This is a genomic window from Pseudomonas sp. ZT5P21, assembly GCF_054897785.1.
The window spans coordinates 5,499,566-5,525,604 of the sequence record NZ_CM142705.1; the positions used below are offsets into that span (position 1 = coordinate 5,499,566).

Genomic DNA, 26,039 nt, shown 5'->3' on the forward strand with positions numbered 1-26,039 from the left:
GGCTTTCAGCCAATTTCAGCTACCGGGTCTGTAGGACGGACCGCACCGAATGCCGCGCATTGTAGCCGCAAGGTGTAGGACTGACACCTAGGTGTTTCGATGCGCTGAACGTCGAATCAATCCGATAACCGGTAACAACCCGACCAGAACGAGTGTCAACGCCGGCAACGATGCCCTCGCCCACTCGCCTTCGCTGGTCATTTCAAAGATGCGCACGGCCAGCGTGTCCCAGCCAAACGGGCGCATCAGCAGGGTTGCGGGCATTTCCTTGAGCACATCGACAAACACCAGCAGCGCGGCACTCAATGTGCCGGGCAGCAATAACGGCAGATACACTTTGAAAAACAGTCGTGGCCCACTGACCCCAAGGCTACGTGCCGCTTCGGGCAAAGATGGCCGTATTCGCGCCAGACTGCTTTCCATCGGCCCGTATGCCACCGCGATGAAACGCACCAGGTAGGCCAGCAATAACGCCGATAGTCCGCCCAAGAGCAACGGCTTGCCGGCGCCGCCGAGCCAACCCGATACAGGGATGACCACCTCGCGATCCAGGTAACTGAACGCCAGCATGATCGAAACCGCCAGCACCGAACCTGGCAGCGCGTAGCCTAGATTGGCCAGGCTGACACCGGAACGAATCGCCCGTGTTGGCGCCAGGCGACGGGCAAACGCCAGCACCAGCGCAACGCTGACGGTGATCAACGCCGCCATGCCGCCCAGATACAGCGTATGAACAATGAGCCCGGTGTACCGCTCATCCAGATCGAAGCGCCCACGCTGCCAGAACCACACCACCAGTTGCAGCACCGGAATGACGAAGGCGCAGGCAAACACCAGACCACACCAACTCATCGCCGCCAACGCTTTGAAGCCGCGAAGGTGATATAGCGCCTTCACCCGCGGTCGTTCGTTGCTCGCCCGGTTGGCCCCGCGCGCACGACGTTCGCCGTACAACACGACCATCACCACCAACAGCAGCAAGCTGGCCAGTTGCGCGGCGGTGGAGAGGCTGAAGAATCCGTACCAGGTCTTGTAGATAGCGGTGGTGAACGTGTCGAAATTGAACACCGACACGGCTCCGAAATCCGCCAGGGTTTCCATCAGCGCCAACGCCACGCCCGCACCGATGGCGGGCCGCGCCATCGGCATTGCGACTCGCCAGAATGCCTGCCACGGCGATTGGCCCAGGACTCGCGCCGCTTCCATCAGGCCTTTGCCCTGCGCCTGGAACGCCGTGCGTGCCAACAGGTAAACGTAGGGATAAAAGACCAGCACCAGAACCAGGATGACACCGCCCGTCGAGCGCACTGGCGGTAACCGCAGGCCGGTGCCGAACCACTCGCGCATCAAGGTTTGCACGGGGCCGGCGAAATCCAGCAACCCGACAAAAACGAAGGCCAGCACGTAGGCGGGAATCGCGAAAGGCAGCATCAACGCCCAGTCCAGCCAGCGCCGACCGGGAAATTCACAGAGGCTGGTAAGCCAGGCGAGGCTGACGCCCAGCAGCGTTACACCGACACCAACGCCAAGTAGCAGGGTGAGCGTGTTGCCCAGCAGGCGCGGCATCTGGGTGTCCCAGAGGTGGGACCAGATTTGATGATCGATGGTTTGCCAGGACAACAGCAAAACGCTGAGGGGCAGCAGGACCAGCGCAGCGATGGCGAAGACCAGGGGATACCAGCGGCGTTGGACGGGGTGGGCCAAGGACAAGCTCTCTGCGAAAAATCAACGAATGTACGTTAAACGCAAAAAGATCGCAGCCTGTGGCAGCTCCTACATCGGGATGGTGTACACCCTGTAGGAGCTGCCGCAGGCTGCGATCTTTTGCTCTTTAAAAAAGCAGACTCAGTTCCAGCCAGCCCGGTCCATCATGCGAATCGCTTCAGCCTGACGTTTGCCGGCGACTTCCACAGGCAACTTATCGGCGACGAACTCGCCCCAGGCGGCAACTTCCGCGGACGGCGACACCGCAGGGTTGGCCGGGAACTCCTGATTCACGTCGGCAAAAATCTTCTGCGCCTCTGGCGTCGTCATCCACTCAACCAATGCCTTGGCCGCTTCCGGGTGCGGCGCATGCTTGGTCAGGCCGATCCCCGACAGGTTGACGTGGACACCACGGTCAGCCTGGTTCGGCCAGAACAATTTCACTGCCAGATCGGGCTTCTGCTTGTGCAGACGGCCGTAGTAGTACGTGTTGACGATGCCAACATCGCATTGGCCGGCGTTGATGGCTTCCAACACCGCGACATCATCAGAGAACACATCCGTGGACAGGTTGTTGACCCAGCCCTTGAGAATCTTTTCGGTTTTGTCGGCGCCATGCACTTCGATCATGGTGGCGGTCAGGGACTGGTTGTAGACCTTCTTCGCCGTACGCAGGCACAGGCGGCCTTCCCAGTTCTTGTCAGCCAGACCTTCGTAAGTGGTCAATTCGCCCGGCTTTACCCGGTCCGTGGAGTAAGCGATGGTTCGCGCACGCAGGCTCAGGCCGGTCCAGGCATGAGAAGAAGCGCGATATTGCAGCGGGATGTTGGCGTCGATGGTTTTTGAGGTGAACGGTTGCAGAATGCCCATCTGCTCGGCCTGCCAGAGGTTGCCGGCATCGACGGTCAGCAGCAGGTCGGCGGTGGCGTTCTCGCCCTCGGCCTTGATGCGCTGCATCAGCGGCGCTTCCTTGTCGGTGATGAATTTCACTTGTACACCGGTTTTCGCCGTGTAGGCATCGAACACCGGTTTGATCAGCTCGTCGATACGCGAGGAATAAACCACCACCTCGTCAGCGGCCTGGGCTGCAGTGCTGCCGATCAGGGTCAGGGCGAGTGCGGTCAGTAGACGCTTCGGTGCCAACATGGGAGCGAGCCCTCTATTTGAAAAGTGAGTCCAAATGATAAGGACTCACATTTACGTTCTCAATGGAACAGTTTGCGGAGGAGTTACCAGATGTTGCATGGCCAAAATGGCTGACCCTGTGGTGAGGGAATTTATCCCCGTTCGGCTGCGCAGCAGTCGTTTACCACCGCAGAGGTGTGCCTGAGATTCCTCGACTTCAATTCTAGGGTCGCTTCGCAACCCAACGGGGATAAATCCCCTCGCCACATGTCAGGCTTTGGCCAGCGCCGGCAAATCCCCGATCAACCCCAGCGCCTCACGCACAAACAACGCCTTCGCCTCCGGCATCTGATCAACCATCTTCAATCCGGCATTACGCAACCAGCGCACCGGCAACGGATCCGCCTGGAACAAACGCTCGAAGCCTTCCATCGCCGCCATCAACGCCAGATTGTGCGGCATGCGCCGACGCTCGTAACGGCTCAGCACCTTCACGTCCGCCAAGCGTTCGCCACGTTCAGCCGCTTGCAATAGCACTTCGGCGAGCACGGCGGCATCGAGAAAACCGAGGTTCACGCCCTGCCCGGCCAACGGGTGAATGGTGTGCGCCGCGTCGCCGATCAGCGCGAGGCCTTCGGCGACATAACGCTTCGCATGGCGCTGACGCAACGGCACGCAAAGACGCGGGTCCGCGCTGAGTACTGTCCCCAAACGCCCCTCAAAGGCCCGTTCCAGTTCGCGGCAGAAACCTTCGTCATCCAGCGCCATCAAGCGTTCGGCTTCGCTCGGCGTGGTCGACCAGACAATCGAGCACCAATCCTGTTGACCGTCCCGCTCCAGCGGCAGGAACGCCAGCGGACCATGATCGGTAAACCGCTGCCAGGCCGTCATTTGGTGAGGTTGTGAGCTGCGTACGCTGGTGACGATGGCGTGGTGCAGATAATCCCACTCGCGCGTGGCCACACCGGTCAGACGCCGCACCGACGAGTTGGCACCGTCCGCCGCAATCACCAACGGCGCCCGCAACGTGCGGCCATCGGCCAGGGTCAGCAGCCAGTCGTCGCCGGAGCGGCGCATCTGCTCCAGACGCGCATTGGCCAGCATCCCCAGGTCGCAGTCGTGCAAGCGGTCGAGCAAGGCGTCTTGAACCACACGGTTCTCGACGATATGACCCAGGACATCGGCGTGCACACTGGGCGCGCGGAAGTGGATCTGCCCGGTGCCGCTGCCGTCCCAGACGTGCATGTCCGTGTAGGGGCTGCTTCGCCGGCTGGCGATGCCATCCCAGGCCCCCAGTCGCTCGAGAATCCGCTGGCTGGCGGCCGACAAGGCGCTCACGCGCGGTTCGAACGGCGCCTGCGCGTCAAAGGGTTTGACGCTCATCGGGCTGCCGTCCAGCAGCAGGACTTCCAGCCCGCTGTCCTGCAACGCCAGCGCCAAGGCGCTGCCGACCATTCCGGCCCCGACAATCAGCAGATCTGCGCGCATGTCCATGCTTTAAGCCTGTCTCGCTTGCGGCTTGAGCCGCACGTAAAGGGTTTTCTGGACCCGCGCCACCAAGGTGCCCGCGCCGTCGTGGATATCGACCTGCAGTTGCGGCAGGTATTTTTCGCCGTTCGCCGTTTGCTGGCGGATCTCTTCCAGCAAGGTTTCGTCGACCCTGAAGTTAGCGAACACCGGGCCTTTGCCCGGCGAGATGAAATCGATGTCCGCCGCTTTGTCCCAAACGATGTAGTGGCGCCCGAGATTTTCCATCAGCATCAGCATGTAGAACGGGTCGACCATCGAATACAGACTGCCACCGAACTGAGTGCCGACGTAATTGCGGTTGTACCAGCTCAATCCCATGGACACCTTGATGTCCCGAAAATCATCGCTGATGTGCTGCACACGAACCCCCGCGCCAAGATACGGCGGGTAGAAGGTCATGAACCAACGCATCAATCGTGCTTTGCCGAACGTGCTCGACAGCCATTTAAACATCGGGGCGTGTACCCAGACCCATGGCCTGTCGGGCGAACCAGCGCTTGGCCGGCGGCAGCAGATCGAGGCCGAGCAGACCTATGTTCCGGCCCAGCGAAACCAGCGGTTGGGTGCTGCCGAACAATCGCGTGACCTGATCGGAAAAACCCACGGTCAGGTTTTGATCCATCCGCTGGTGCTCGCGGTAAGCCTGCAAGGTCGCAAAGTCGCCGGGCGCTTTCTCGCTCGCCAGCAGCGCATCCGCCAACGCCTGCGCATCACGCAGGGACAGGTTGAAACCCTGGCCGGCAATCGGGTGCAAGCTGTGGGCGGCGTTGCCGAGAATTGCCAGATGCGGTCGCACCTGCTCTTCGGCTTCAATCAGCGTGAGGGGATAAAGATGCCGCGCGCCGACCTGTTTCAAGGTGCCGAGGCGATAACCGAACACGCCCTGCAATTCACTGAGGAAACTGCGTTCATCGAGGGCCGCAAGCCGTTGCGCGTCCATACCCAAACGGGTCCAGACCAGAGCGCAGCGGTTTTCCGGTAGCGGCAACAACGCCATTGGGCCGTCGTCGGTAAAACGTTCGAAAGCCATGCCGTTATGCGCTTCGCTCGGGGTGATGTTGGCGATCAGCGCACTCTGGTTGTACGGGCGTTTTTTGATGCCGATCCCCAACTGCTCGCGCAGGCCGGAGCGGCCGCCATCAGCCAGCACTGCGAGATCGCATTCCAGGACGGTTTCATCATTGAGCGTCAGGCGATAGCCGTCGGTCAGCGGTTCCAGGCGCGTGACTTCCGCCGGGCAGCGCCAGGTGACCACATCCTTGTCCAGACCCTGCCAGAGGCATTGGCCAAGCCATGCGTTTTCCACCACATAGCCCAGCGCCGGCACGCCCTCCTCCATCGCCGACAGCCGCGCGGTGGAAAAACGACCACGGTCGGAGACGTGGATCTGCTTGATCGGCTCGGCGCGACGGGAGATTTCCTGCCAGACACCCAACCGTTGATAAATCTGTTTGGCGCCGTAGGACAGCGCGGAAGAACGGGCGTCGTAGCTCGGCTGATAGGCGTCGCCGGGGGCAAACGGCTCGATCAGCACGATCTTCCAGCCGCGCGCCTTGGCCCCGGCCTGTAGCGCCAATGCCAGGCTCGCACCGACAAGACCGCCACCGATAATTGCCAGATTGACTCGACTCATGCCGCTTGTGTCCGTGCTTGAGCCATCAAGGCCTCGATCTCGGCGACCGTTTTCGGTACGCCGCTGGTCAGGATTTCACAGCCGGTTTTGGTCACCACTACGTCGTCCTCGATGCGCACGCCGATGCCGCGCCATTTCTTCGCTACGTTCTGGTTGTCCGGGGCAATGTAGATGCCCGGTTCCACGGTCAGCGCCATGCCGACTTCCAGCACGCGCCATTCGCCGCCGACCTTGTACTCGCCGACGTCATGCACATCCATGCCGAGCCAGTGGCCGGCGCGGTGCATGTAAAACGCCTTGTAGGCTTCGCTGGCGATCAGTTCGTCGACATCGCCCTGCAGAATGCCCAACTTTATCAGACCGGTGGTAATCACCCGGACCGTGGCTTCGTGCGCCTGATTCCAATGCTTGTTCGGGGCGATTTCGGCGAATGCCGCTTCTTGCGAAGCCAGCACCAGTTCGTAGATCGCCTTCTGTTCCGCGGAATACTTGCCGTTGACCGGCCAGGTGCGCGTGATGTCGCTGGCGTAGCAGTCTATCTCGCAACCGGCGTCGATCAGCACCAGATCGCCATCCTTGAGTACCGCGTCATTCTGCTGGTAATGCAGAATGCAGCTGTTGCGCCCCGCCGCGACGATCGAACCATAAGCCGGCATCTTCGCCCCACCCTTGCGAAACTCGTAATCGAGCTCGGCTTCAAGGCTGAACTCATGCAACCCGGCCCGACTGGCTTGCATCGCACGGATATGCGCCTGAGCAGAAATCCGCGCGGCTTCGCGCATCACCTTCACTTCTGCCGCCGATTTATACAGGCGCATGTCGTGCAGCAGATGATCCAGCGCAACGAATTCGTTCGGCGGCTGGGCACCGAGGTGCGCCTTGGAACGAATCACGTTGATCCAGTCCATCAGGTGGCGGTCGAATTCCGCGTTGCTGCCCATGGCCGAATACACCCGGTCGCGGCCTTCAATCAGACCCGGCAGGATGTCGTCGATGTCAGTGATCGGGAAAGCGTCGTCGGCGCCGAAGTCGCGGATCGCGCCTTCCTGGCCGGCGCGAAGACCGTCCCAGAGCTCTCGCTCGGCGTTGCGTTCACGGCAGAACAGCAGGTATTCGCCATGTAAACGCCCCGGCATCAGTACAAGGACGGCTTGAGGCTCGGGAAAACCGCTGAGGTACTGGAAGTCGCTGTCTTGGCGGTAAATGTGCTCGACGTCGCGATTGCGGATGGCTACCGCGGCGGCGGGCAAAATGGCGATGCTGTTGGGTTCCATCTGCGCCATCAAGGCCTTGCGGCGACGGCTGTATTCCGATTTCGGGATATGAATCATGGGCAGATGGCTTTTCCTGGCTCGCTATTAATGCAACGACGGTTTGGCGGCAGCCGGCACGTCCGGCTTTTTGGTTTCGGAAAACAGCAGCAACGGCGCGACACGCAGGTACTCCATGACTTCCATGTAGTCGCTTTCGCCGTCGTCGGATTCTTCCAGCGCGTCTTGCACCTGAGCGATGGCCGCCAGATCCTGCAAAACTTCGGTGGCCTCGGTGCTCAGCATGCTGCTGTCACGGCAGTTCAGGCCGAACCCGCTGAGGAAGCCCTGGCACCATTGGCCCAGTGCGGCGGCACGGTCAGCCAGCGGTTCGTCGTCCGTCGGCAGCAGCAGAACGACGGTCACGTCGTCGCCAGTGAGCTCGCCCTTGACCATCTGTTGCAGGCCGATCAAGGCATTGCGAACGTTGTCTTGCGGCTCGCCTTCGAGCAGCTCGGCGGCATCAACCAGCCAGCCTTCGGCATCGAAGCCGGCACCGGCGCAACTGCGACCGAGCAGCAGGCCATGCAGTTCGGCAGGCGAGACGTTGTGACCGCTGGAAGTCAGCAGGGCGGCGAAGGCTTGGTACGGGGAATTCTGAATGGGCATGGGCAGCTAGGCGCCAGACGGCGCTATGTCTAGAATGAAGGCCTGTATCCTACATCGACTACCCCTGTAGGAGCGAGCTTGCTCGCGATGGTCGCCAACGATAACGCTGGGCCGCTGATACCCCGCGGCGTTCTCGGGTGCATCGCGAGCAAGCTCGCTCCTACAGTCCAACACCATCAGACATTTCAGTGGACATAATGGAAGACACCGACCTGCAAGCGCTGATGGCCAGACTCGAACTGCTAATTAATCGGGTCGAGCAACTTAAGAGTCAAAACGGACTCCTATTAGCTCAGGAAAAGACCTGGCGCGAGGAACGCGCTCACCTCATTGAAAAAAACGAAATCGCCCGGCGTAAGGTCGAGTCGATGATTTCGCGCCTCAAGGCCCTGGAGCAAGACTCATGAGTTCAAGCAATAGCGTTACCGTGCAGATCCTCGACAAAGAATATTCGATCATCTGCCCCCAGGAAGAGCGTAGCAATCTGGTGAGCGCTGCCCGTTACCTGGACGGCAAGATGCGCGAAATCCGCAGCAGCGGCAAAGTCATTGGTGCCGACCGCATCGCCGTGATGGCCGCGCTGAACATCACGCACGACCTTCTGCACAAGGAAGAACGCCCGGATGTGCAGGCCAGCGGCTCGACCCGCGAGCAGGTACGCGACCTGCTGGACCGCGTCGATCTGGTGCTTGCCACCGACCCGGACGTCACCAAGGGCTGATTCGCCGGACCGCTTGAGTTATACTCGCAGCACTCCCTGGGGTGCTTGCCAGTTGACCACGTCCCTGAGCCGATTCGCACTACCCTGGAGGCTGCACGTTGGGCTGGTGTGCATGTCCGCTAGACGGAAAGCCTTAAAGCCTACTGCATCTTCCACCTTGAACTTTCGGGTTCAAGGGCTAAGTCAGCAGCGGTTCATCCGGGGAGCCTGATTCCAGTCCGATGCCGGTTCAAATACCGACATCGGCTTTTTTACGGGTACGCTTTGTGTACCTGCCCTTCTGAAGCCCGAGTCCATGACCGAACCTGCGCTGCTGCCCCGCCCGCAACTTCGACGCATGCTGCGCAAGGCCCGCCGCGCACTGACACCCAGTCAGCAGCGCCAGGCCGCTCGCGGGCTGTACAAACAATTGGCCCAGCAGCCGTTGTTTCGACGCGCAAAACATATCTCTCTTTACCTGCCCACCGACGGTGAAATCGACCCGCGCCTGTTGCTGCGCGCCGCGCAACGTCGCGGCAAGGCGACGTACTTGCCGGTGCTCAGCGCCTGGCCACGGACCAAAATGGTGTTTCAGCGCATTCGCCCCGGCGAAAAACTCAAACCCAATCGTTTTCGTATTCTCGAACCCAGGCACAACCTCGCCCGACAACGCAAAGTCTGGGCGCTCGATCTGGTGCTGTTGCCCTTGGTGGGATTCGACGATGTCGGCGGCCGACTCGGCATGGGCGGTGGTTTCTATGACCGGAGCCTGGCGTACCTGGCGCGACGGAAAAACTGGCGCAAGCCGACCCTGTTGGGGCTGGCCCATGAATGTCAGAAGGTCGAACGATTGGCTCAAGCGAGCTGGGATGTGCCGTTGCAAGGAACGGTGACGGACAAGGCCTGGTATTACGCAGGCTAGACGCCACTGGAATCAGCGGCGTCGAAAAGACAGATTCAGCGCTTGAAGGCCGGCGGCTGTTGTTGCTGCGCGATTTCAATCGGCGCATCGGTCTTGTTGTTCCACAGGCTTTGGGCATAGCCAGTGGTCACGACGCCAAGGCCGAACAAAATAACCAATATCCATAGTAAATCCGGTTTGCGTTTCATCGATTGCCCCCCAAAGGCACATCATCACGATGACAGCAGCGGTTTCCGTTGTAGGTGTAGGCCGTGCAGCAGCGTCAAGCTGAGAAGGCCGGCATTTTGCGGCAACGTGAACAGACACGCAAACGCTGGCGTCAACCGACTGTCGGTTTGTCATAAAATTACCCGACCACTTGCCCACCTGATTCGCAAGGAGCAAAAACCATGGCCTATTGGCTGATGAAATCCGAGCCCGACGAGCTCTCGATCAAAGGTTTGGAGAAGCTTGGCAAAGCGCGCTGGGACGGGGTTCGCAACTACCAGGCGCGGAATTTTCTAAGGGCGATGGCGGTCGGTGACGAGTTCTTCTTCTATCACTCAAGCTGCCCGGAGCCCGGGATTGCCGGCATTGGGAAGATCGTCGAAGCGGCCTATCCGGACCCGACCGCACTGGAGACGGAGAGTCATTACTACGATCCAAAAGCCAGCGCCGAGAAAAACGCCTGGAGCGCGATTGATGTCGCGCATGTCGAGACGTTTTCAAAGGTGTTGAAGCTGGATTATCTGAAGCAGCAGACGGCGCTGGCGGAGATGCCGCTGGTGCAGAAAGGCTCCCGGCTGTCGGTGATGCCGGTTACCGCGGAGCAATGGGCAGCGGTGATTGCGTTACGGCACTGAGCCATGCGGTGACTGCAAGAATGCTTTCGCGAGAAAGCCCGCTCCCACATTAGACCGCGATCAAATGTGGGAGCGGGCTTGCTCGCGAAGAGGCCCGCCCGGACAACGAGGAACTTACTGAATGATCAGGTTGTTGAACAACAGATCCTCAACCACCGGCTTGCCGGTTTCATCGTTCATGATTTGCTGAGTCTGTTTCAAGGCTTCCTGACGTAGCTTTTCCTTTCCCTCGATGCTGTTCATCGCCTCGGTGGTTTGCTGGGTGAACAACGCCACCAGTTGATTGCGAATCAACGGCTCATTCGCCTTCACCAGTTTGGCCGCCTCATCACCGGTGACCCGCAGCGCCACGTCAGCCTTGAAGACCTTCAACTTCTGCGTGCCATCCAACCCGTAGTTACCCACGAATGGAGGGCTTAGGGTGAGGTAGCTGACTTTCGGGGCCTCACCTTCTTTGGCTTCTTCAGCCACTGCTGCCACAGGCAGAGACAGGGCCAGCAACAACATGATCCACGCTTTCACAATTCGCTCCTTATCCGGTTTGCGGCCTAGCATAACGACCCGCCGCGCAAGCACAAGCTTATGGCTGACTATCAGGGCGGGGCATGCTCGTTGACCCGTCGACTCACACACCTACACTTATCGGCCATCACTCCCAAAGGAATAGCCCTGATGAAAGCCGTGCTGTGCAAAGCCTTCGGCCCTGCCGAATCGCTGGTGCTGGAAGACGTCGCCAGTCCTGTCGCGAAGAAGAATGAAATCCTGCTGGACGTGCACGCCGCCGGGGTGAACTTCCCGGACACGCTGATCATTGAGGGCAAATACCAGTTCAAGCCGCCCTTCCCGTTTTCCCCGGGTGGTGAAGCGGCCGGCGTCGTCAGCGCTGTGGGTGAAAAGGTCAGCCACCTGAAGGTCGGTGATCGGGTCATGGCCCTGACCGGCTGGGGCAGTTTTGCCGAACAGGTCGCCGTTCCGGGTTACAACGTGCTGCCGATCCCGCCCTCCATGGACTTCAACACCGCCGCCGCTTTCAGCATGACTTATGGCACGTCCATGCACGCGCTCAAGCAACGGGGCAACCTGCAACCGGGTGAAACCCTGTTGGTGCTTGGCGCCTCCGGCGGTGTCGGCCTGGCCGCCGTGGAAATCGGCAAAGCCATGGGCGCCCGCGTGATCGCCGCCGCCAGCAGCGCCGAAAAACTCGCCGTGGCCAAAGCTGCCGGCGCCGATGAACTGATCAACTACAGCGAAACCAGTCTCAAGGACGAAATCAAACGCCTGACCGACGGCCAAGGCGCGGACGTGATCTACGACCCGGTCGGCGGCGACCTGTTTGACCAGGCCATCCGCGCCATCGCCTGGAATGGCCGGTTGCTGGTGGTTGGTTTTGCCAGCGGACGCATTCCCGAACTTCCAGCGAATCTCGCATTGCTTAAAGGTGCAGCTGTGGTCGGCGTGTTCTGGGGTTCGTTTGCCCAGCGCCAGCCTCAGGAAAATGCGGCAAACTTCCAGCAGCTGTTTGGCTGGTTCGCCGAAGGCAAATTAAAACCGTTAGTGTCGCAGGTGTATTCGCTGAGCAACGCGGCACAGGCGATCAATGATCTTGGCCAGCGCAAGGCGGTTGGAAAAGTAGTGGTGCAGGTTCGCTGAATCTCCGCAGGACGCAAAAAGGCCAGAACAACTGATGAAGTTGTTCTGGCTTTTTCGAATGCGTGACAGGAAGACAGACAGCCCTCCATACTTTTCGTTAAAGCAACTCGCGAATTTCCTCAGGAAGAAAATGCACATACCGCGTCGCCTGATGCGTATTACAACGTCGAACAATTGAAGGCACGCTCTTGTTCAGTTTGGCGATGAGTGCCAGACGCTTCTCATTCGGCAGTTGCGTTGGCGAAAGTGAGTGGGTCAGATAGCTGCGGGTCCAATTGAAAACGGGCAAATCCACCCACGAATAATGCGCAATCTGCAACGCTGACTTGGCGACGTCACCACACTTCAACTCTTTCAATTGTTCATTGGCATGGATGGGCAGTTTGTCGTCCAACCTGAAAACCATCGGCGCGACCACCTGGATGTCCGCAGGCCGCTCGCGGGAAATCTCCCATGGTTTGTATCGCCATTGGCTCACTGCGGTTCGGGAGGCTTCGACAAGTTCGGGGTGAGCGTCCTTTGAAGCTTCTACTTTGCTGACCGATCCGTCGGCGTGGGCGGTAAAGCTGACGCGCAGCATGCCCGTTACACCCTCTCGGTAAAGTGCCACTGGATAGATCGGCTTGGGATTGTTTTCCGGAATCAGAAACACCTCTCCGGCCCTGACTTCGATAGACAAAACCAAAAAAAGCACACAAACAATCCACCGCATAACCCCACCCCTCCGCGACTGAAAAGCCAGACCTGGCAACAGCGCAAAGGTTAAAGCTCGATCACTTTTTACATAACGCCACGACTTCCCCTTTAGATGCAGGACGTTTCCCAAAGCCGCGCCCTACTCAGGACAGAACCGCGTCATAAAGGATCGTCAGGCAACAATTCCCACACCGCCCTTCGTTTGTACCTGAGCGACATGTTCATAAAGGAACTTCCGTGGCAACCGTGGCCTGACCGGCATGGTGTTCATGGCCTTGGTGACCGTGGCGACGCTGGTGTATTGGCTCAACCCGGCGGGCAACCCGACTGTCGACATGGCGTTCCTCGCACCAACCTTGTGGCACAAGCAGATCGCCAGTCAGACCCGCGAAGCAATCGCCTGATCGGCCTTTGATTTGCATCGTTTGAGTCGCGCCTCCAGATTCCGGTCTGGCATGGCGTGGCTACGCAGGGCGTTGGCGGTCTGCTCGACATAATCGCGAGTGGTGCCGTAACGCCCGCAAGCGTTTTCGAACACGTGGCTCAGCACGTGATCCGGCAAGTTGCCAGCATAGCTGGGCAAGTGTCGCTCCAATACGAATCCCAACGCCTGAACCTGGCTGCCATCTTCGAGACGGCAGTTGAGCCAGTGTGGGCGATAAGACGGGAATGGCATTTCGCGTTGCCACAGTGCGTAGAGAGACGCTTCGAGTTGTTCTTCCGACAAACGATAAGCGAAGCCGCTGCAGGAACCTCCGCGATCCAGACCAAACACCAGCCCCGGCACTTCCGGCGTGCCGCGATGTTCGTGGGACCACAAATACAATCCGCGATGGTAGCCATGCACTCGGCCGCGAACCCGTTCCACCGCCGGGCATTCAGGACGCCAGATCAGTGAGCCATACGCGAACAGCCAGACTGGCCCACCCTTGTGGCGCGCCATGGTCGATTGCATCGAGCTGAGCAATTGTTCGTGCGTAAGCTGCGGCCCCAGATCGAGCCGCGGAGGGTAAGCCAGATTCAAAAAAGCAGATTCAATGGCGCTCATGGCGAATAGCGTCAGCTCCCCGCAGGTAGTGAATTACTTAATAGAACGCACCGCTGTAACAATAAGGCACATATGTTTTAAGGCAATTTGAGTGCTATGGCACAGTTTTAGATAATTGCCCGGATACATATAACCTAGCGGAATTTATAAAATTCTATAAATACCGATCAGCTATATAGAGAGTTATATATAAGGAACTGTAGGAGCGAGCTTGCTCGCGATGGGCGTCAACGATAACGCGGGCTGCCTGAGTGCCCGAGGTTTCTGGGCCTCCATCGCGAGCAAGCTCGCTCCTACAGGGGGCAGCGTCATCATCTAGGCGCGTACGCAAACACATCCGCGCGCATCTGATGAGCATCCATACCGGCTTCGACCAACGCATCCAACGTGCCGTAGACCATCGCCGGAGAACCGCTGGCATACACATGCAAGGCTTTCAGATCCGTGAAATCCTCACTCACCGCCTCGTGCAACATGCCGCGTCGCCCCTGCCAGCCACACTGATCGCTGACGACTTTATGCAGAAACAGATTGGGCAGTTTCAGCCATTCATCCCAATGCTCGATTTCATAAAAGTCTTCAGGACGACGCACGCCCCAGTACAGATGCACCGGATGCTTGAAGCCCGAAGCCCGGCAATGTTCGATCAGGCTGTGGATCTGGCCCATGCCCGTACCCGCAGCGATCAACACCAACGGCCCGTCCGGCAATTCCGCCAGGTGGGTATCGCCAAACGGCAGTTCGACCCGCACCATCGGATTGCGCTTAAGTTGATCGATCAGGCTTAGCGCACTGCTTTCGCGCGCCAGTACATGAATTTGCAGATCACGCCCCGCATGCGGTGCCGAGGCCAGGGAGAAGGCAGATTTCTCGCCGTTTTCACGCTCGATCATCAGGTACTGACCGGCGTGATAGCGCGGTGGCTTGCCCGCCGGCGCTCGCAGGCTCACGCGCCAGGTATCGCCGCCGACGTCCCTGCACTCAATGACCTGACACGACACACTGCGCACCGGCAATTCTCCCAGCGCAAGCACGCCATCCCACAGCACGATGCAGTCTTCCAGCGGCTCTGCTATGCAAGTGTAGAACTCGCCATGGTCACGCACATGGCCGGCCTGCTCGACCCGTCCTTCCACCAGCAGCGCGGCGCACACGTGGCAATTGCCATTGCGGCAGCTTTGCGGGCATTCATAGCCCAGGCGCCGTGCGCCATCGAGAATCCGCTCGCCGGGCAGAATCTCAAGCACTGCTCCGGACGGCTGCAAGGTTACACGCATCAATCTATTCCTAACTGATTCCAGATGGCATCGATCCGTTGGGTCACGGCATCATCCTTGACGATCACCCGGCCCCACTCGCGCGTGGTTTCGCCGGGCCATTTATGCGTGGCGTCGAGCCCCATTTTCGAACCCAGGCCCGAGACCGGCGAGGCGAAATCGAGGTAATCGATCGGCGTGTTGTCGATCATCACCGTGTCGCGCTTGGGGTCCATGCGCGTGGTGATGGCCCAGACCACGTCGTTCCAGTCCCGGGCGTTGATATCGTCGTCAGTGACAATAACGAACTTGGTGTACATGAACTGTCGCAAAAACGACCAGACACCGAGCATTACCCGCTTGGCGTGGCCCGGATACGACTTCTTCATGGTCACGATGGCCATGCGGTACGAGCAACCTTCGGGTGGCAGGTAGAAGTCGGTGATCTCCGGAAACTGCTTCTGCAGGATCGGCACAAACACTTCGTTCAGCGCGACGCCGAGAATCGCCGGCTCATCCGGTGGGCGGCCGGTGTAGGTGCTGTGGTAGATCGGTTTGATCCGATGGGTAATTCGCTCGACGGTAAATACCGGGAAGCTGTCGACTTCGTTGTAGTAACCAGTGTGGTCGCCGTACGGACCTTCGTCGGCCATTTCGCCCGGATGGATCACTCCTTCGAGGATGATTTCGGCGGTGGCCGGCACTTGCAGGTCGTTGCCTCGGCACTTCACCAGTTCGGTGCGGTTACCGCGCAGCAGGCCGGCGAACGCATATTCGGAGAGGCTGTCCGGCACCGGCGTCACGGCACCAAGAATGGTCGCCGGGTCAGCGCCGAGCGCCACGGACACCGGGAACGGCTGGCCGGGATGCTTTTCGCACCATTCGCGGAAATCCAGCGCACCGCCGCGATGACTCAGCCAGCGCATGATGACCTTGTTGCGGCCGATTACTTGCTGACGGTAGATGCCGAGGTTCTGGCGGTCCTTGTTCGGACCTTTGGTCACGGTCAGCCCCCAAGTGATCAGCGGGCCGACATCGCCGGGCCAGCAGGTCTGCACCGGCAGCATCGCAAGGTCGACGTCGTCGCCTTCGATGACCACTTCCTGGCAGACCGCGTCTTTGACGACCTTGGGCGCCATGGCGATGATCTTGCGGAAGATCGGCAGCTTGGACCAGGCGTCCTTCAATCCTTTCGGTGGCTCGGGCTCCTTGAGGAACGCCAGCAGCTTGCCGATCTCACGCAGTTCGCTGACCGCTTCTGCGCCCATGCCCATGGCGACCCGCTCTGGAGTGCCGAAGAGGTTGCCGAGCACCGGGATGTCGTAGCCGGTCGGCTTTTCGAACAACAACGCCGGGCCTTTGGCCCGTAGCGTGCGGTCGCAGACTTCCGTCATCTCCAGCACTGGAGAGACGGGAATCTGGATACGTTTCAACTCTCCGCGCTGCTCAAGCTGCTGCACGAAATCCCGAAGGTCCTTGAATTTCATTGAAGATGCCACCCCGAAAATAGGCGTACATCCTACCTGCTCTGACGCGCGAACAGCAGCCCGTCCGCGCGCCCAGCGATCAATTGTGGGTTGTACTCAGCAGTAGCGGAGTAAACAAAGGGCTCAGCCGGGCGCTGCCGGCATCCGATAGATGCCCCTCGTCCCTGTACTGCGAACGCCCATTGACCTCGATGTGGCAGACCTGCTCCCCACACATCAGCGGCGTCGGATCTATCACATGCACGCCAAGGTCGGCGGCACTCATCGAGTCAAACAGATCGTCGAGAAAACGCTCACGTTCCAGGTGCTCCTGGAGCGGACGACCCTGCCCCTCAGTCGACCGCCCGATCCGGGCGAGGCTCGTCAACCGGGCGACGGAGCCCTTGCGCTGCTGCGGCACTTCCTTGAACAACCAGACTTGCGCACCCGCCTCCCTGATCGCCGCCACCCGCGCCTTCAGCGCAGCAGCCATGCGCGCTTCGGCCTGGGGCGTATCGTCATGCTGTTTGAGCAACACGGTTTTATCGCCGTCCTCGCGACCGTAGACGTAAAGGGTCCAGTTGCCTGCCAGCACCACATCTTTGATCTGCAAGCGGCGAACCTGCTCCATAGTCTGCTGGTTGAAGTCTTTGCATCGCTGGCGCGGGTCTTCGCTAAGAATCGGCGGGCAGGCACTCATGCTGTAAAGCCACACCGGGCGCCCCTCGCGGTTGGCGCTGTTTTCCACCGCCGGCATCAGCGCCGCGGCGTGGCTGTCTCCCCAGACCATTCGGGTCGGTGGAACCTCCCGGTTTCGACCCAGCAGACAGGCCTTGTCGATTTTTTTGTCTGAAGTCACCAACATGCATTTCATCTGCCCGGCGCGCCATTCCCGAGCCTGGGCATATTCGTGCGCTTTGCCGGTGAGGCGTTGAGGGAAGCCATCCGAAGAACGCACGATCGAACCCGTCACCGCCAGGACGCCCATCGCCAGCAAGCCAGCCGCCAACACGGGTTTGCGCCCAGCCAGCAGACGTTTTTCACGAAACGGAAGCTCGACTAAGCGCCAGCTCAACCATGCCAGGCCCAGCGCCAGCAGCATCCAGCCAGCCGCTTCCCAGGGCTGGATGCCGTCGATGGAAATGGCGTTGGCATAGACGTAGACCGGCCAGTGCCACAAATACAACGAATAGGAGAGCAAGCCGATCCAAACCAGCGCTCGCACACTCAGCAAATGCCCGACCCAGGTCGAGCCCTGCGCCCCGGACCAGATCAGCGCGGTGGCACCCAGCACCGGCAGCGCAGCCGCCCAGCCCGGGAACACCGTAGCCCTGTCAAAGGTGAACACCGCCACCAGAACAGCCGCTAACCCCGCCATCGCTACCATCTGATAAAGCCACGGCTTCACGGCGTGTTTCGGTGCCGGCACGACGGCGAGCATCGCACCGCACAACAACTCCCAGGCGCGTGTCGGCAGCGAGAAGAAAGCGAAGTCCGGTTTGCGCTCGACATAGGCAATATTCAGCCCGAACGATATCAACAGCACGGCAAACAGCACCCAGCGCCAATGCCGGACATACCGCATCAACACCACCATCAACAGCGGAAAGAAGATGTAGTACTGCTCTTCTACGGCCAGGGACCAGGTATGAAGCAACGGTTTCAGCTCCGAAGCAGGCTGAAAGTAACCGTCTTCGCGCATGAACAGAATGTTCGATATGAATAGCGACTGATAACGGACCGTCCTACCCAGCTCGGAGAAATCCTTGTCCGTCAGCAGCAACCAGCCCAGCGCCAGCGTCGCCAAGATCACCACGCTCAAGGCCGGAATGATCCGACGTGCACGCCGAGCCCAGAAATCGACGAAGCTGAAACGCTGCGCGCTGATCTCGCGGAACAGAATGCTGGTGATCAGGAATCCGGAAATGACGAAGAAAACATCGACACCGACGAAACCACCGCTGAACGTGCTGAAGCCAAAGTGAAACAGCACGACTGGAATTACGGCGAGAGCCCGCAATCCGTCGATGTCACGGCGATTGCCAAATGTGTGCATAGGGTACCTTGTCGCTTCGGATACAAACCGGCGCCAGTCTACAACAACGTATTCATCCCGATACAAAATGTCAGGGCGCAAAAAAAGAGCGCCCGTTCCGGGGCGCCCATTTTTTGCAGCGGACTGCGTGTTACTTGCGTTTCATCGACAGGAAGAACTCGTCGTTGGTCTTGGTCGTTTTCAGCTTGTCGACCAGGAACTCGATGGCGGCGATTTCATCCATTGGGTGCAGCAGCTTGCGCAGGATCCACATGCGCTGCAACTCGTCGTCGGCGGTCAGCAACTCTTCGCGGCGGGTGCCGGAACGGTTGATGTTGATGGCCGGGAACACGCGTTTTTCAGCGATACGACGATCCAGAGGCAGTTCCATGTTGCCCGTGCCTTTGAATTCTTCGTAGATCACTTCGTCCATCTTCGAGCCGGTTTCAACCAGCGCGGTGGCGATGATGGTCAGCGAACCGCCTTCTTCGATGTTCCGTGCGGCGCCGAAGAAACGTTTCGGTTTCTCCAGGGCGTGGGCATCGACACCACCGGTGAGCACTTTGCCAGAGCTCGGGATCACGGTGTTGTAGGCGCGAGCCAGACGAGTGATGGAGTCGAGCAGGATCACCACGTCTTTCTTGTGTTCGACCAGGCGTTTGGCCTTCTCGATTACCATTTCGGCAACCTGCACGTGGCGGGTCGGCGGCTCGTCGAACGTCGAGGCAACCACTTCGCCGCGAACGGTTCGCTGCATTTCGGTCACTTCTTCCGGACGCTCGTCGATCAGCAATACGATCAGATGAACTTCAGGGTTGTTACGCGCGATGTTGGCAGCAATGTTCTGCAACATGATCGTCTTACCGGCTTTCGGCGGTGCAACGATCAGACCGCGCTGGCCTTTACCGATCGGGGCGCACAGGTCGATGACTCGACCGGTCAGGTCTTCGGTGGAACCGTTGCCGGCTTCCATCTTCATGCGCACAGTCGGGAACAGCGGGGTCAGGTTCTCGAAGAGAATCTTGTTTTTCGCGTTCTCGGGACGATCGTAGTTGATCGTGTCAACCTTGAGCAGCGCGAAATAACGCTCGCCTTCCTTGGGAGGGCGGATCTTGCCAACGATGGTGTCACCGGTGCGCAAGTTGAAGCGGCGGATCTGGCTCGGCGAGACGTAGATATCGTCCGGACCGGCGAGATAGGAAGCATCAGCGGAGCGCAGGAAGCCGAAGCCGTCCTGGAGAATCTCCAGCACGCCATCACCGGAGATTTCCTCGCCGCTTTTAGCGTGCTTTTTGAGCAGGGAGAAAATCACGTCCTGCTTGCGCGAACGGGCCATATTTTCTATGCCCATCTGTTCGGCCAATTCGAGCAGTTCGGTAATCGGCTTTTGCTTGAGTTCAGTCAGATTCATATAGGAATGACGTAATCATTTATGGAGGGGGGAAATTAAGCTTTTGGCTTAATGAGGCCGCGCCGCAGAGAAGGCGACAGGATCGCGTACTTATTCGAAAAGGAGTGCGTCGGCGACGGCTAGCAGGGGGCAGTGGAGAAACCACTGCGGGGCCGAATGTACCACCTGAGTTTCGGAGCGTCTAGCCCTCAATAACGAAAAAGCCCCGCAATCTGCGGGGCCTTTTTTGGACACTTTACAGCGACGCTTAGATGTTGGCGTCGAGGAAAGCCGCCAGTTGCGACTTCGACAGTGCGCCGACCTTGGTCGCTTCAACGTTGCCGTTCTTGAACAGCATCAGGGTCGGGATACCACGCACGCCATGCTTGGCCGGGGTTTCCTGGTTTTCGTCGATGTTCAGTTTGGCAACGGTCAGCTTGCCTTTGTAGGTTTCAGCAATCTCGTCCAGAACAGGAGCGATCATTTTGCAAGGGCCGCACCATTCAGCCCAGTAGTCGACCAGTACAGCGCCTTCGGCCTTGAGTACGTCGGCCTCGAAGCTAGCGTCGCTAACGTGTTTGATAAGATCGCTGCTCATGGAAGTCTCCAGGTTGTAAGCAAAAAAACGTGGCCCATCATAGCCGCCCTTCCTTCGTTCAGGAAGGTGCAGATGATTGAGTCTCGCTATGGTGGTGCATGAGTTTGGGTATAGCTCAATTCAAGTCTCGCAGGGCTACCGTTCGTAAAATGCACCATGCGGGTGCGCGCCGTCGTCGGCGGTTTCGGGCTCAAACAGTGCACACGCCCCACAAATCCAGTGCCCTACCCGGCAAATAGCTTCTTGGCATGGCCCGTGCTCTGTCGATCCGCAGAAATCATTCCTCGTCGATCCGGAGATTTGCCATGCCCGCTCCCACAGTGGTCCGGTGTTCACAGATCAACTGTGGGAGCGGGCTTGCTCGCGAAGGGGCCATATGCCGCGCCGCAAAATGTCCCCGCGCCAAAAGATCGCAGCCCTCTGAAGCTCCTGCGCGTTGGCGTCAGCCTTTGATCGTGGCACGATGTCGAGGTTATCGACCGAGACCCCCTGACCATGCCGCAATCCCAAGCCAAGAATCTGTCCCTGATCGCCGCAATCGACCTGGGCTCCAACAGCTTTCATATGGTCGTGGCCAAGGCCCAGAACGGCGAAATCCGTATTCTCGAGCGTCTCGGGGAGAAGGTTCAGCTGGCCGCTGGCATCGACGACGAGCGCCACCTCAACGAAGAATCCATGCAGCGCGGGCTCGATTGTCTGAAGCGCTTTGCCCAACTGATCAACGGTATGCCGCCCGGCGCCGTGCGAATCGTGGGCACCAACGCCCTGCGCGAAGCCCGCAACCGCGCCGAATTCATCCACCGCGCCGAAGAAATTCTCGGCCACCCGGTGGAAGTGATCTCCGGTCGTGAAGAAGCGCGCCTGATCTACCTCGGCGTGTCTCACACCCTCGCCGACACCCCGGGCAAGCGCCTGGTGGCCGACATCGGCGGCGGCAGTACCGAATTCATCATCGGCCAGCGCTTTGAACCGCTGCTGCGCGAAAGCCTGCAAATGGGCTGCGTCAGTTTCACCCAGCGCTATTTCAAGGACGGCAAGATCACCCCGGCCCGCTACGCCCAGGCGTACACGGCAGCACGGCTGGAGATCATGAGCATCGAACACGCCCTGCACCGCCTGACCTGGGATGAAGCCATCGGCTCCTCGGGCACCATCCGCGCCATCGGCCTGGCGCTGAAGGCCGGCGGTCACGGCACTGGCGAGGTCAACGCCCTGGGCCTTGCCTGGCTCAAGCGCAAGCTGATCAAACTCGGCGACGTCGAGAAAATCGACTTCGAGGGCATCAAGCCTGATCGCCGGGCGATTTTCCCGGCCGGCCTGGCGATTCTCGAAGCGATCTTCGATGCCCTCGAACTGCAACGCATGGACCACTGTGAAGGCGCCCTGCGCGAAGGTGTGCTCTATGACCTGCTGGGCCGCCATCATCACGAAGACGTCCGCGAGCGCACCCTGAGTTCGCTGATGGAGCGTTATCACGTCGATCTGGAACAAGCGGCACGGGTCGAGCGCAAAGCACTGCATGCCTTCGATCAGGTGGCCGAGGATTGGGACCTGGATGACGGCGTCTGGCGCGAACTGCTGGGCTGGGCCGCCAAGGTTCATGAAGTAGGCCTGGACATCGCCCACTATCAGTATCACAAACACGGCTCCTACCTGATCGAGCATTCGGACCTGGCCGGGTTCTCCCGCGAAGACCAACTGATGCTCGCGCTACTGGTGCGTGGTCACCGTCGCAATATTCCCCGCGACCGGTTTGCCGATTTCGGCGACGACGGCATCAAGCTGATTCGCCTGTGCGTGCTGCTGCGCTTTGCGATCCTGTTCCATCACATCCGCGGCACCCAGGAAATGCCTCAGGTGGTACTGCACGCCAACGGTGACAGCCTGGATGTAATGTTCCCGGAACACTGGCTGGACGAAAACCAGCTGACCCAGGCCGACTTCGCCCTGGAAGCGGAATGGCTGACTCGGGTTGGATTTACCCTGAACGTCCGCTAAACCCTGTGGCTAGGGAGCTTGCTCCCGCTAGGCCGCGAAGTGGCCCCAGAAGAAGGCCTGCTGCGCAGTCCAGCGGGAGCAAGCTCCCTCGCCACAGGTTACTCAGGCGGGATAAAAAAATGGCGATCCGCAGGGATCGCCATTTTTTTTATGCCACGCGAGTGTTAACGCACAGCCAGAATCGGACTGCCCAACCGCTCCAGCAACGTTGCCTGCGCACTGCGCGGGTTTTGGTTGCCAGTCGGCGTGTTGCGGATGTAACGACCGTCCGCCTGCAGACTCCAGCTGTGAGTATTGTCGGTCAGGTACAGCTCCAGCTCCTTCTTGACCCGCATGATCAGCTTCTTGCCTTCCACCGGGAAGCAAGTCTCGACGCGCTTGTCGAGGTTTCGCTCCATCCAGTCGGCACTGGACAGGAACATCTGCTCATCACCGCCGTTGAGGAAGTAGAAGACCCGGGTGTGTTCCAGGAAGCGACCGATGATCGAGCGCACGTGGATGTTGTGCGAAACACCGGCGATACCCGGACGCAGGCAGCACATGCCACGCACCACCAGATCGATGCGCACGCCGGACTGGCTGGCCTTGTACAGCGCACGGATGACCTTCGGATCGGTCAACGAGTTGAACTTGGCAATGATGTGCGCCGGCTTGCCGTCGAGGGCGAATTGCGTCTCCCGGGCAATCATGTCGAGCATGCCCTTCTTCAACGTGAACGGCGCGTGCAGCAGCTTCTTCATGCGCAGGGTTTTACCCATGCCGATCAACTGGCTGAACAGTTTGCCGACGTCTTCGCACAAGGCGTCGTCCGAGGTCAGCAGGCTGTAGTCGGTGTACAGACGGGCGTTGGCCGCGTGGTAGTTACCCGTACCCAAGTGGGCGTAACGGACAATCTCGCCAGCCTCGCGACGCAGGATCAGCATCATCTTGGCGTGGGTCTTGAAGCCGACCACACCGTAAATCACCACCGCACCGGCCGCTTGCAGACGGCTGGCCAGTTGCAGGTTGGACTCTTCATCAAACCGCGCGCGCAATTCGATCACCGCGGTGACTTCCTTGCCGTTGCGCGCGGCATCGACCAGCGCATCAACGATTTCCGAGTTGGCGCCGGAACGGTACAGCGTCTGACGAACCGCCAATACATGCGGATCCTTTGCAGCCTGGCGCAGCAGGTCGACCACCGGAGTGAACGACTCGAACGGGTGCAGCAGCAGGATGTCCTGCTTGCTGATCACGCTGAAAATGTTCTCGCTGTTCTGCAGCAGTTTCGGGATCTGCGGCGTGAACGGCAGGTATTGCAGCTCGCGCTGACTGTCGAGGCCGGTGATGCTGAACAGGCGGGTCAGGTTGACCGGACCGTTGACCTGGTACAGCTCGGTTTCGTGCAGGTTGAACTGCTTGAGCAAGTAGTCGGACAGCTGTTTCGGGCAGGTATCGGCGACTTCCAGACGCACCGCGTCACCGTAGCGACGGGAGAACAACTCGCCGCGCAGGGCGCGAGCCAGGTCTTCTACATCTTCGGTGTCGACGGACAGGTCGGCGTTTCGGGTCAGTCGGAACTGGTAGCAGCCCTTGACCTTCATGCCCTGGAACAGGTCATCGGCGTGCGCGTGGATCATCGAGGACAGGAATACATAGTTGTCGCCAGGGCCGCCGACTTCTTCCGGCACCTTGATGACTCGCGGCAACAGACGCGGAGCCGGGATGATCGCCAGACCGGAATCGCGACCAAAGGCGTCGATGCCTTCGAGCTCGACGATGAAGTTCAGACTCTTGTTCACCAGCAACGGGAACGGGTGCGTCGGGTCGAGGCCGATCGGGGTGATGATCGGCGCGATCTCGTCGCGGAAATAACGGCGGACCCAAGTCTTGAGCTTGGTGGTCCAGTAACGGCGACGGATGAAGCGAACCTGATGTTTCTCCAGCTCCGGCAACAGAATGTCATTAAGGATCGCGTACTGGCGATCAACGTGACCGTGCACCAGTTCGCTGATCCGGGCCAGGGCCTGATGCGGTTGCAGACCATCGGCACCCGCCTGTTCACGGGCAAAGGTGATCTGCTTCTTGAGGCCGGCCACGCGAATCTCGAAGAACTCGTCCAGGTTGCTGGAGAAAATCAGCAGAAACTTCAGCCGTTCCAGCAACGGGTAGGACTCGTCCAGTGCCTGTTCCAGCACACGGATGTTGAACTGCAGTTGCGAGAGCTCGCGATGGATGTACAGACTGCTGTCATCCAGGCCGGGAATGGTAATCGCTGGCGCCGCGGACGCGGTTTCGGCCACCACCGCGGGCGGAGCAGGCTCCAGCTCCACCGGGGTTTCGGCGATTTGCTCGACCACAGGTTGAGCCTCTTTGACGGCAACTTCAGTGAGTCCTTCGGTATTCATGGAATGTTCCTGGGAGGGCTATTGTTGCTCTCGTAACAGTTGAGCAGCACGAACGGCAAAGTAAGTCAGGATGCCATCAGCGCCTGCACGTTTAAAAGCGGTCAGGGATTCGAGGATAACCCCTTCGCTCAACCAGCCATTCTGGATCGCCGCCATGTGCATGGCGTATTCCCCGCTGACCTGATAAACAAAGGTCGGTACTTTGAATTCTTCTTTGACCCGGTAAAGGATGTCCAGATACGGCATGCCTGGCTTGACCATGACCATGTCCGCGCCTTCTGACAAGTCCGCCGCCACTTCGTGCAGGGCTTCATTGCTGTTGGCCGGGTCCATCTGATAGGAGGCCTTGTTGGCTTTGCCCAGGTTCAGCGCCGAACCCACCGCATCGCGGAACGGCCCGTAATAGGCGCTGGCGTACTTCGCCGAGTAGGCCATGATCCGAACGTTGACGTGATCGGCCAGTTCAAGGGCTTCGCGGATTGCCTGGATGCGACCGTCCATCATGTCCGACGGGGCCACCACCTGAGCGCCGGCTTCGGCGTGGGACAGGGCTTGCTTGACCAGCGCATCGACGGTGATGTCGTTCTGCACATAGCCTTTTTCGTCGAGAATACCGTCCTGACCGTGGGTGGTGAACGGGTCCAGCGCGACGTCGGTGATCACGCCCAGTTCAGGGAACTGCGCACGCAGGGCGCGGGTGGCGCGCTGGGCAATGCCGTCGGGATTCCAGGCTTCGGCGGCGTCCAGCGATTTGAGTTCGGGCGGTGTGACCGGGAACAGCGCTACGGCCGGAATCCCCAGCTCGACCCACTTGGCCGCTTCTTCCAGCAACAGATCGATGGTCAGGCGTTCAACGCCGGGCATCGAGGCCACCGCTTCACGGCGGTTTTCACCGTCCAGCACGAACACCGGCAGGATCAGGTCATCGACGGTCAGGACGTTTTCACGAACCAGTCGACGCGAGAAATCATCACGTCGATTACGACGCAGGCGGGTTCCAGGAAACAAACGGTTGGCGGGGGTAAAGCTCACGGCAGACTCCTGAGCCCGCGCTGGCGGGCGAGCGTGACAGTTATAAGCGGCCATTATGACCGTGGTATTACAATTATGTGCACCCCGCGACACGTAGTCGCATTCCAT

General features: G+C 59.6%; 24 protein-coding genes, 1 other RNA gene and 1 pseudogene. 8 read left to right on the top strand and 18 right to left on the bottom strand.

What is annotated here, in order from left to right; translation table 11 throughout:
• Positions 1-87 precede the first annotated feature (87 nt).
• From ACYZT9_RS25590 to ACYZT9_RS25620, 7 genes are all read right to left on the bottom strand, one after another.
• The gene (locus ACYZT9_RS25590) at positions 88-1,704 is read right to left on the bottom strand and encodes an ABC transporter permease (protein ID WP_462007948.1); all 1,617 of its coding nucleotides are present in this window, start codon (positions 1,702-1,704) and stop codon (positions 88-90) included.
• Between the two features lie 141 nt (positions 1,705-1,845).
• Entirely contained in the window at positions 1,846-2,850 is a 1,005-nt protein-coding gene (locus ACYZT9_RS25595) for an extracellular solute-binding protein (protein ID WP_462007949.1), read from the bottom strand.
• Positions 2,851-3,099: 249 nt separating this feature from the next.
• On the bottom strand, positions 3,100-4,317 hold the full coding sequence (locus ACYZT9_RS25600; RefSeq protein ID WP_462010287.1) for a 2-octaprenyl-3-methyl-6-methoxy-1,4-benzoquinol hydroxylase: 1,218 nt from the start codon (positions 4,315-4,317) through the stop codon (positions 3,100-3,102).
• Positions 4,318-4,326: 9 nt separating this feature from the next.
• Positions 4,327-4,812 (bottom strand): DUF4442 domain-containing protein, encoded by a 486-nt coding sequence (locus tag ACYZT9_RS25605; protein WP_462007950.1) that lies wholly within the window; start codon positions 4,810-4,812, stop codon positions 4,327-4,329.
• Positions 4,805-5,992 carry a 2-octaprenyl-6-methoxyphenyl hydroxylase gene (gene ubiH / locus ACYZT9_RS25610; RefSeq protein ID WP_462007951.1) on the bottom strand — a complete coding sequence of 396 codons (1,188 nt, stop codon included), beginning with the start codon at positions 5,990-5,992 and terminating at the stop codon, positions 4,805-4,807. The genes ACYZT9_RS25605 and ubiH overlap by 8 nt, the downstream gene beginning before the upstream one ends.
• The gene (pepP, locus tag ACYZT9_RS25615) at positions 5,989-7,323 is read right to left on the bottom strand and encodes a Xaa-Pro aminopeptidase (protein WP_462007952.1); all 1,335 of its coding nucleotides are present in this window, start codon (positions 7,321-7,323) and stop codon (positions 5,989-5,991) included. Before pepP ends, ubiH begins: the two co-directional genes overlap by 4 nt.
• Positions 7,324-7,350: 27 nt before the next feature.
• On the bottom strand, positions 7,351-7,911 hold the full coding sequence (locus ACYZT9_RS25620) for a YecA/YgfB family protein (protein ID WP_462007953.1): 561 nt from the start codon (positions 7,909-7,911) through the stop codon (positions 7,351-7,353).
• Positions 7,912-8,108: 197 nt separating this feature from the next.
• Here ACYZT9_RS25620 and ACYZT9_RS25625 point away from each other — a divergent pair, with 197 nt between their 5' ends.
• From ACYZT9_RS25625 to ACYZT9_RS25640, 4 genes are all read left to right on the top strand, one after another.
• Positions 8,109-8,318: a TIGR02449 family protein gene (locus ACYZT9_RS25625; RefSeq protein WP_003213954.1), complete on the top strand. Its 210-nt coding sequence runs from the start codon at positions 8,109-8,111 to the stop codon at positions 8,316-8,318.
• On the top strand, positions 8,315-8,632 hold the full coding sequence (locus ACYZT9_RS25630) for a cell division protein ZapA (protein ID WP_007942435.1): 318 nt from the start codon (positions 8,315-8,317) through the stop codon (positions 8,630-8,632). The genes ACYZT9_RS25625 and ACYZT9_RS25630 overlap by 4 nt, the downstream gene beginning before the upstream one ends.
• Before the next feature lie 30 nt (positions 8,633-8,662).
• Positions 8,663-8,841: non-coding RNA, 6S RNA (ssrS, locus tag ACYZT9_RS25635), on the top strand.
• A gap of 86 nt (positions 8,842-8,927) precedes the next feature.
• Positions 8,928-9,533: a 5-formyltetrahydrofolate cyclo-ligase gene (locus tag ACYZT9_RS25640; RefSeq protein WP_253433541.1), complete on the top strand. Its 606-nt coding sequence runs from the start codon at positions 8,928-8,930 to the stop codon at positions 9,531-9,533.
• 35 nt (positions 9,534-9,568) lie between these two features.
• Here the strand turns inward: ACYZT9_RS25640 and ACYZT9_RS25645 are convergent, their stop codons facing one another.
• The gene (locus tag ACYZT9_RS25645) at positions 9,569-9,721 is read right to left on the bottom strand and encodes a hypothetical protein (RefSeq protein WP_178129386.1); all 153 of its coding nucleotides are present in this window, start codon (positions 9,719-9,721) and stop codon (positions 9,569-9,571) included.
• Between the two features lie 201 nt (positions 9,722-9,922).
• Here ACYZT9_RS25645 and ACYZT9_RS25650 point away from each other — a divergent pair, with 201 nt between their 5' ends.
• Positions 9,923-10,375: an EVE domain-containing protein gene (locus ACYZT9_RS25650; RefSeq protein WP_462007954.1), complete on the top strand. Its 453-nt coding sequence runs from the start codon at positions 9,923-9,925 to the stop codon at positions 10,373-10,375.
• A 114-nt stretch (positions 10,376-10,489) separates the two neighbouring features.
• On the opposite strand, the gene ACYZT9_RS25655 is transcribed toward ACYZT9_RS25650, so the two are convergent.
• Positions 10,490-10,897: a flagellar basal body-associated protein FliL gene (locus tag ACYZT9_RS25655; RefSeq protein ID WP_462007955.1), complete on the bottom strand. Its 408-nt coding sequence runs from the start codon at positions 10,895-10,897 to the stop codon at positions 10,490-10,492.
• Positions 10,898-11,047: 150 nt separating this feature from the next.
• On the opposite strand from ACYZT9_RS25655, the gene ACYZT9_RS25660 reads away from it, so the two are divergent.
• Complete coding sequence (locus ACYZT9_RS25660; protein ID WP_462007956.1) at positions 11,048-12,025, top strand: NADPH:quinone oxidoreductase family protein; 978 nt, start codon at positions 11,048-11,050, stop codon at positions 12,023-12,025.
• A gap of 97 nt (positions 12,026-12,122) precedes the next feature.
• Here ACYZT9_RS25660 and ACYZT9_RS25665 read toward each other — a convergent pair whose 3' ends face one another.
• Positions 12,123-12,737 carry an energy transducer TonB gene (locus tag ACYZT9_RS25665; RefSeq protein WP_462007957.1) on the bottom strand — a complete coding sequence of 205 codons (615 nt, stop codon included), beginning with the start codon at positions 12,735-12,737 and terminating at the stop codon, positions 12,123-12,125.
• A gap of 217 nt (positions 12,738-12,954) precedes the next feature.
• On the opposite strand from ACYZT9_RS25665, the pseudogene ACYZT9_RS25670 reads away from it, so the two are divergent.
• A pseudogene (locus ACYZT9_RS25670) lies at positions 12,955-13,125 on the top strand (hypothetical protein); the annotation flags it as partial.
• Here the strand turns inward: ACYZT9_RS25670 and ACYZT9_RS25675 are convergent.
• The 6 genes from ACYZT9_RS25675 to trxA form a co-directional block, all read right to left on the bottom strand.
• On the bottom strand, positions 13,101-13,769 hold the full coding sequence (locus ACYZT9_RS25675) for a gamma-glutamylcyclotransferase (protein WP_462007958.1): 669 nt from the start codon (positions 13,767-13,769) through the stop codon (positions 13,101-13,103). The pseudogene ACYZT9_RS25670 and the gene ACYZT9_RS25675 sit on opposite strands and share 25 nt — an antisense overlap.
• Before the next feature lie 311 nt (positions 13,770-14,080).
• Positions 14,081-15,046, bottom strand: a complete 966-nt coding sequence (locus ACYZT9_RS25680) for a CDP-6-deoxy-delta-3,4-glucoseen reductase (RefSeq protein WP_462007959.1) — start codon at positions 15,044-15,046, stop codon at positions 14,081-14,083.
• Positions 15,046-16,512, bottom strand: coding sequence for a 4-hydroxy-3-polyprenylbenzoate decarboxylase (gene ubiD / locus ACYZT9_RS25685; protein WP_462007960.1), 1,467 nt, complete (start codon positions 16,510-16,512; stop codon positions 15,046-15,048). Before ubiD ends, ACYZT9_RS25680 begins: the two co-directional genes overlap by 1 nt.
• A gap of 79 nt (positions 16,513-16,591) precedes the next feature.
• Positions 16,592-18,547: an acyltransferase family protein gene (locus tag ACYZT9_RS25690; RefSeq protein WP_462007961.1), complete on the bottom strand. Its 1,956-nt coding sequence runs from the start codon at positions 18,545-18,547 to the stop codon at positions 16,592-16,594.
• A gap of 130 nt (positions 18,548-18,677) precedes the next feature.
• Complete coding sequence (rho, locus tag ACYZT9_RS25695) at positions 18,678-19,937, bottom strand: transcription termination factor Rho (RefSeq protein WP_007942421.1); 1,260 nt, start codon at positions 19,935-19,937, stop codon at positions 18,678-18,680.
• Positions 19,938-20,184: 247 nt separating this feature from the next.
• Positions 20,185-20,514, bottom strand: a complete 330-nt coding sequence (gene trxA / locus ACYZT9_RS25700; RefSeq protein ID WP_003206727.1) for a thioredoxin TrxA — start codon at positions 20,512-20,514, stop codon at positions 20,185-20,187.
• A gap of 495 nt (positions 20,515-21,009) precedes the next feature.
• Here trxA and ppx point away from each other — a divergent pair, with 495 nt between their 5' ends.
• Positions 21,010-22,512 carry an exopolyphosphatase gene (gene ppx / locus ACYZT9_RS25705; protein WP_462007962.1) on the top strand — a complete coding sequence of 501 codons (1,503 nt, stop codon included), beginning with the start codon at positions 21,010-21,012 and terminating at the stop codon, positions 22,510-22,512.
• Between the two features lie 164 nt (positions 22,513-22,676).
• Here ppx and ppk1 read toward each other — a convergent pair whose 3' ends face one another.
• Both ppk1 and hemB read right to left on the bottom strand, forming a co-directional pair.
• Positions 22,677-24,899 (bottom strand): polyphosphate kinase 1, encoded by a 2,223-nt coding sequence (ppk1, locus tag ACYZT9_RS25710; RefSeq protein ID WP_462007963.1) that lies wholly within the window; start codon positions 24,897-24,899, stop codon positions 22,677-22,679.
• Positions 24,900-24,917: 18 nt separating this feature from the next.
• Entirely contained in the window at positions 24,918-25,931 is a 1,014-nt protein-coding gene (gene hemB, locus ACYZT9_RS25715) for a porphobilinogen synthase (RefSeq protein WP_462007964.1), read from the bottom strand.
• Between the last annotated feature and the right edge of the window lie 108 nt (positions 25,932-26,039).

What these genes read in the sequence shown, in the direction of transcription:
- ACYZT9_RS25595 (WP_462007949.1), bottom strand. Translation starts at nt 2,850, where the DNA reads ATGTTGGCACCGAAGCGTCTACTGACCGCACTCGCCCTGACCCTGATC.
- ACYZT9_RS25600 (WP_462010287.1), bottom strand. Translation starts at nt 4,317, where the DNA reads ATGCGCGCAGATCTGCTGATTGTCGGGGCCGGAATGGTCGGCAGCGCC.
- ACYZT9_RS25605 (WP_462007950.1), bottom strand. Translation starts at nt 4,812, where the DNA reads ATGTTTAAATGGCTGTCGAGCACGTTCGGCAAAGCACGATTGATGCGT.
- ubiH (WP_462007951.1), bottom strand. Translation starts at nt 5,992, where the DNA reads ATGAGTCGAGTCAATCTGGCAATTATCGGTGGCGGTCTTGTCGGTGCG.
- pepP (WP_462007952.1), bottom strand. Translation starts at nt 7,323, where the DNA reads ATGATTCATATCCCGAAATCGGAATACAGCCGTCGCCGCAAGGCCTTG.
- ACYZT9_RS25620 (WP_462007953.1), bottom strand. Translation starts at nt 7,911, where the DNA reads ATGCCCATTCAGAATTCCCCGTACCAAGCCTTCGCCGCCCTGCTGACT.
- ACYZT9_RS25625 (WP_003213954.1), top strand. Translation starts at nt 8,109, where the DNA reads ATGGAAGACACCGACCTGCAAGCGCTGATGGCCAGACTCGAACTGCTA.
- ACYZT9_RS25630 (WP_007942435.1), top strand. Translation starts at nt 8,315, where the DNA reads ATGAGTTCAAGCAATAGCGTTACCGTGCAGATCCTCGACAAAGAATAT.
- ACYZT9_RS25640 (WP_253433541.1), top strand. Translation starts at nt 8,928, where the DNA reads ATGACCGAACCTGCGCTGCTGCCCCGCCCGCAACTTCGACGCATGCTG.
- ACYZT9_RS25645 (WP_178129386.1), bottom strand. Translation starts at nt 9,721, where the DNA reads ATGAAACGCAAACCGGATTTACTATGGATATTGGTTATTTTGTTCGGC.
- ACYZT9_RS25650 (WP_462007954.1), top strand. Translation starts at nt 9,923, where the DNA reads ATGGCCTATTGGCTGATGAAATCCGAGCCCGACGAGCTCTCGATCAAA.
- ACYZT9_RS25660 (WP_462007956.1), top strand. Translation starts at nt 11,048, where the DNA reads ATGAAAGCCGTGCTGTGCAAAGCCTTCGGCCCTGCCGAATCGCTGGTG.
- ACYZT9_RS25665 (WP_462007957.1), bottom strand. Translation starts at nt 12,737, where the DNA reads ATGCGGTGGATTGTTTGTGTGCTTTTTTTGGTTTTGTCTATCGAAGTC.
- ACYZT9_RS25675 (WP_462007958.1), bottom strand. Translation starts at nt 13,769, where the DNA reads ATGAGCGCCATTGAATCTGCTTTTTTGAATCTGGCTTACCCTCCGCGG.
- ACYZT9_RS25680 (WP_462007959.1), bottom strand. Translation starts at nt 15,046, where the DNA reads ATGCGTGTAACCTTGCAGCCGTCCGGAGCAGTGCTTGAGATTCTGCCC.
- ubiD (WP_462007960.1), bottom strand. Translation starts at nt 16,512, where the DNA reads ATGAAATTCAAGGACCTTCGGGATTTCGTGCAGCAGCTTGAGCAGCGC.
- ACYZT9_RS25690 (WP_462007961.1), bottom strand. Translation starts at nt 18,547, where the DNA reads ATGCACACATTTGGCAATCGCCGTGACATCGACGGATTGCGGGCTCTC.
- rho (WP_007942421.1), bottom strand. Translation starts at nt 19,937, where the DNA reads ATGAATCTGACTGAACTCAAGCAAAAGCCGATTACCGAACTGCTCGAA.
- trxA (WP_003206727.1), bottom strand. Translation starts at nt 20,514, where the DNA reads ATGAGCAGCGATCTTATCAAACACGTTAGCGACGCTAGCTTCGAGGCC.
- ppx (WP_462007962.1), top strand. Translation starts at nt 21,010, where the DNA reads ATGCCGCAATCCCAAGCCAAGAATCTGTCCCTGATCGCCGCAATCGAC.
- ppk1 (WP_462007963.1), bottom strand. Translation starts at nt 24,899, where the DNA reads ATGAATACCGAAGGACTCACTGAAGTTGCCGTCAAAGAGGCTCAACCT.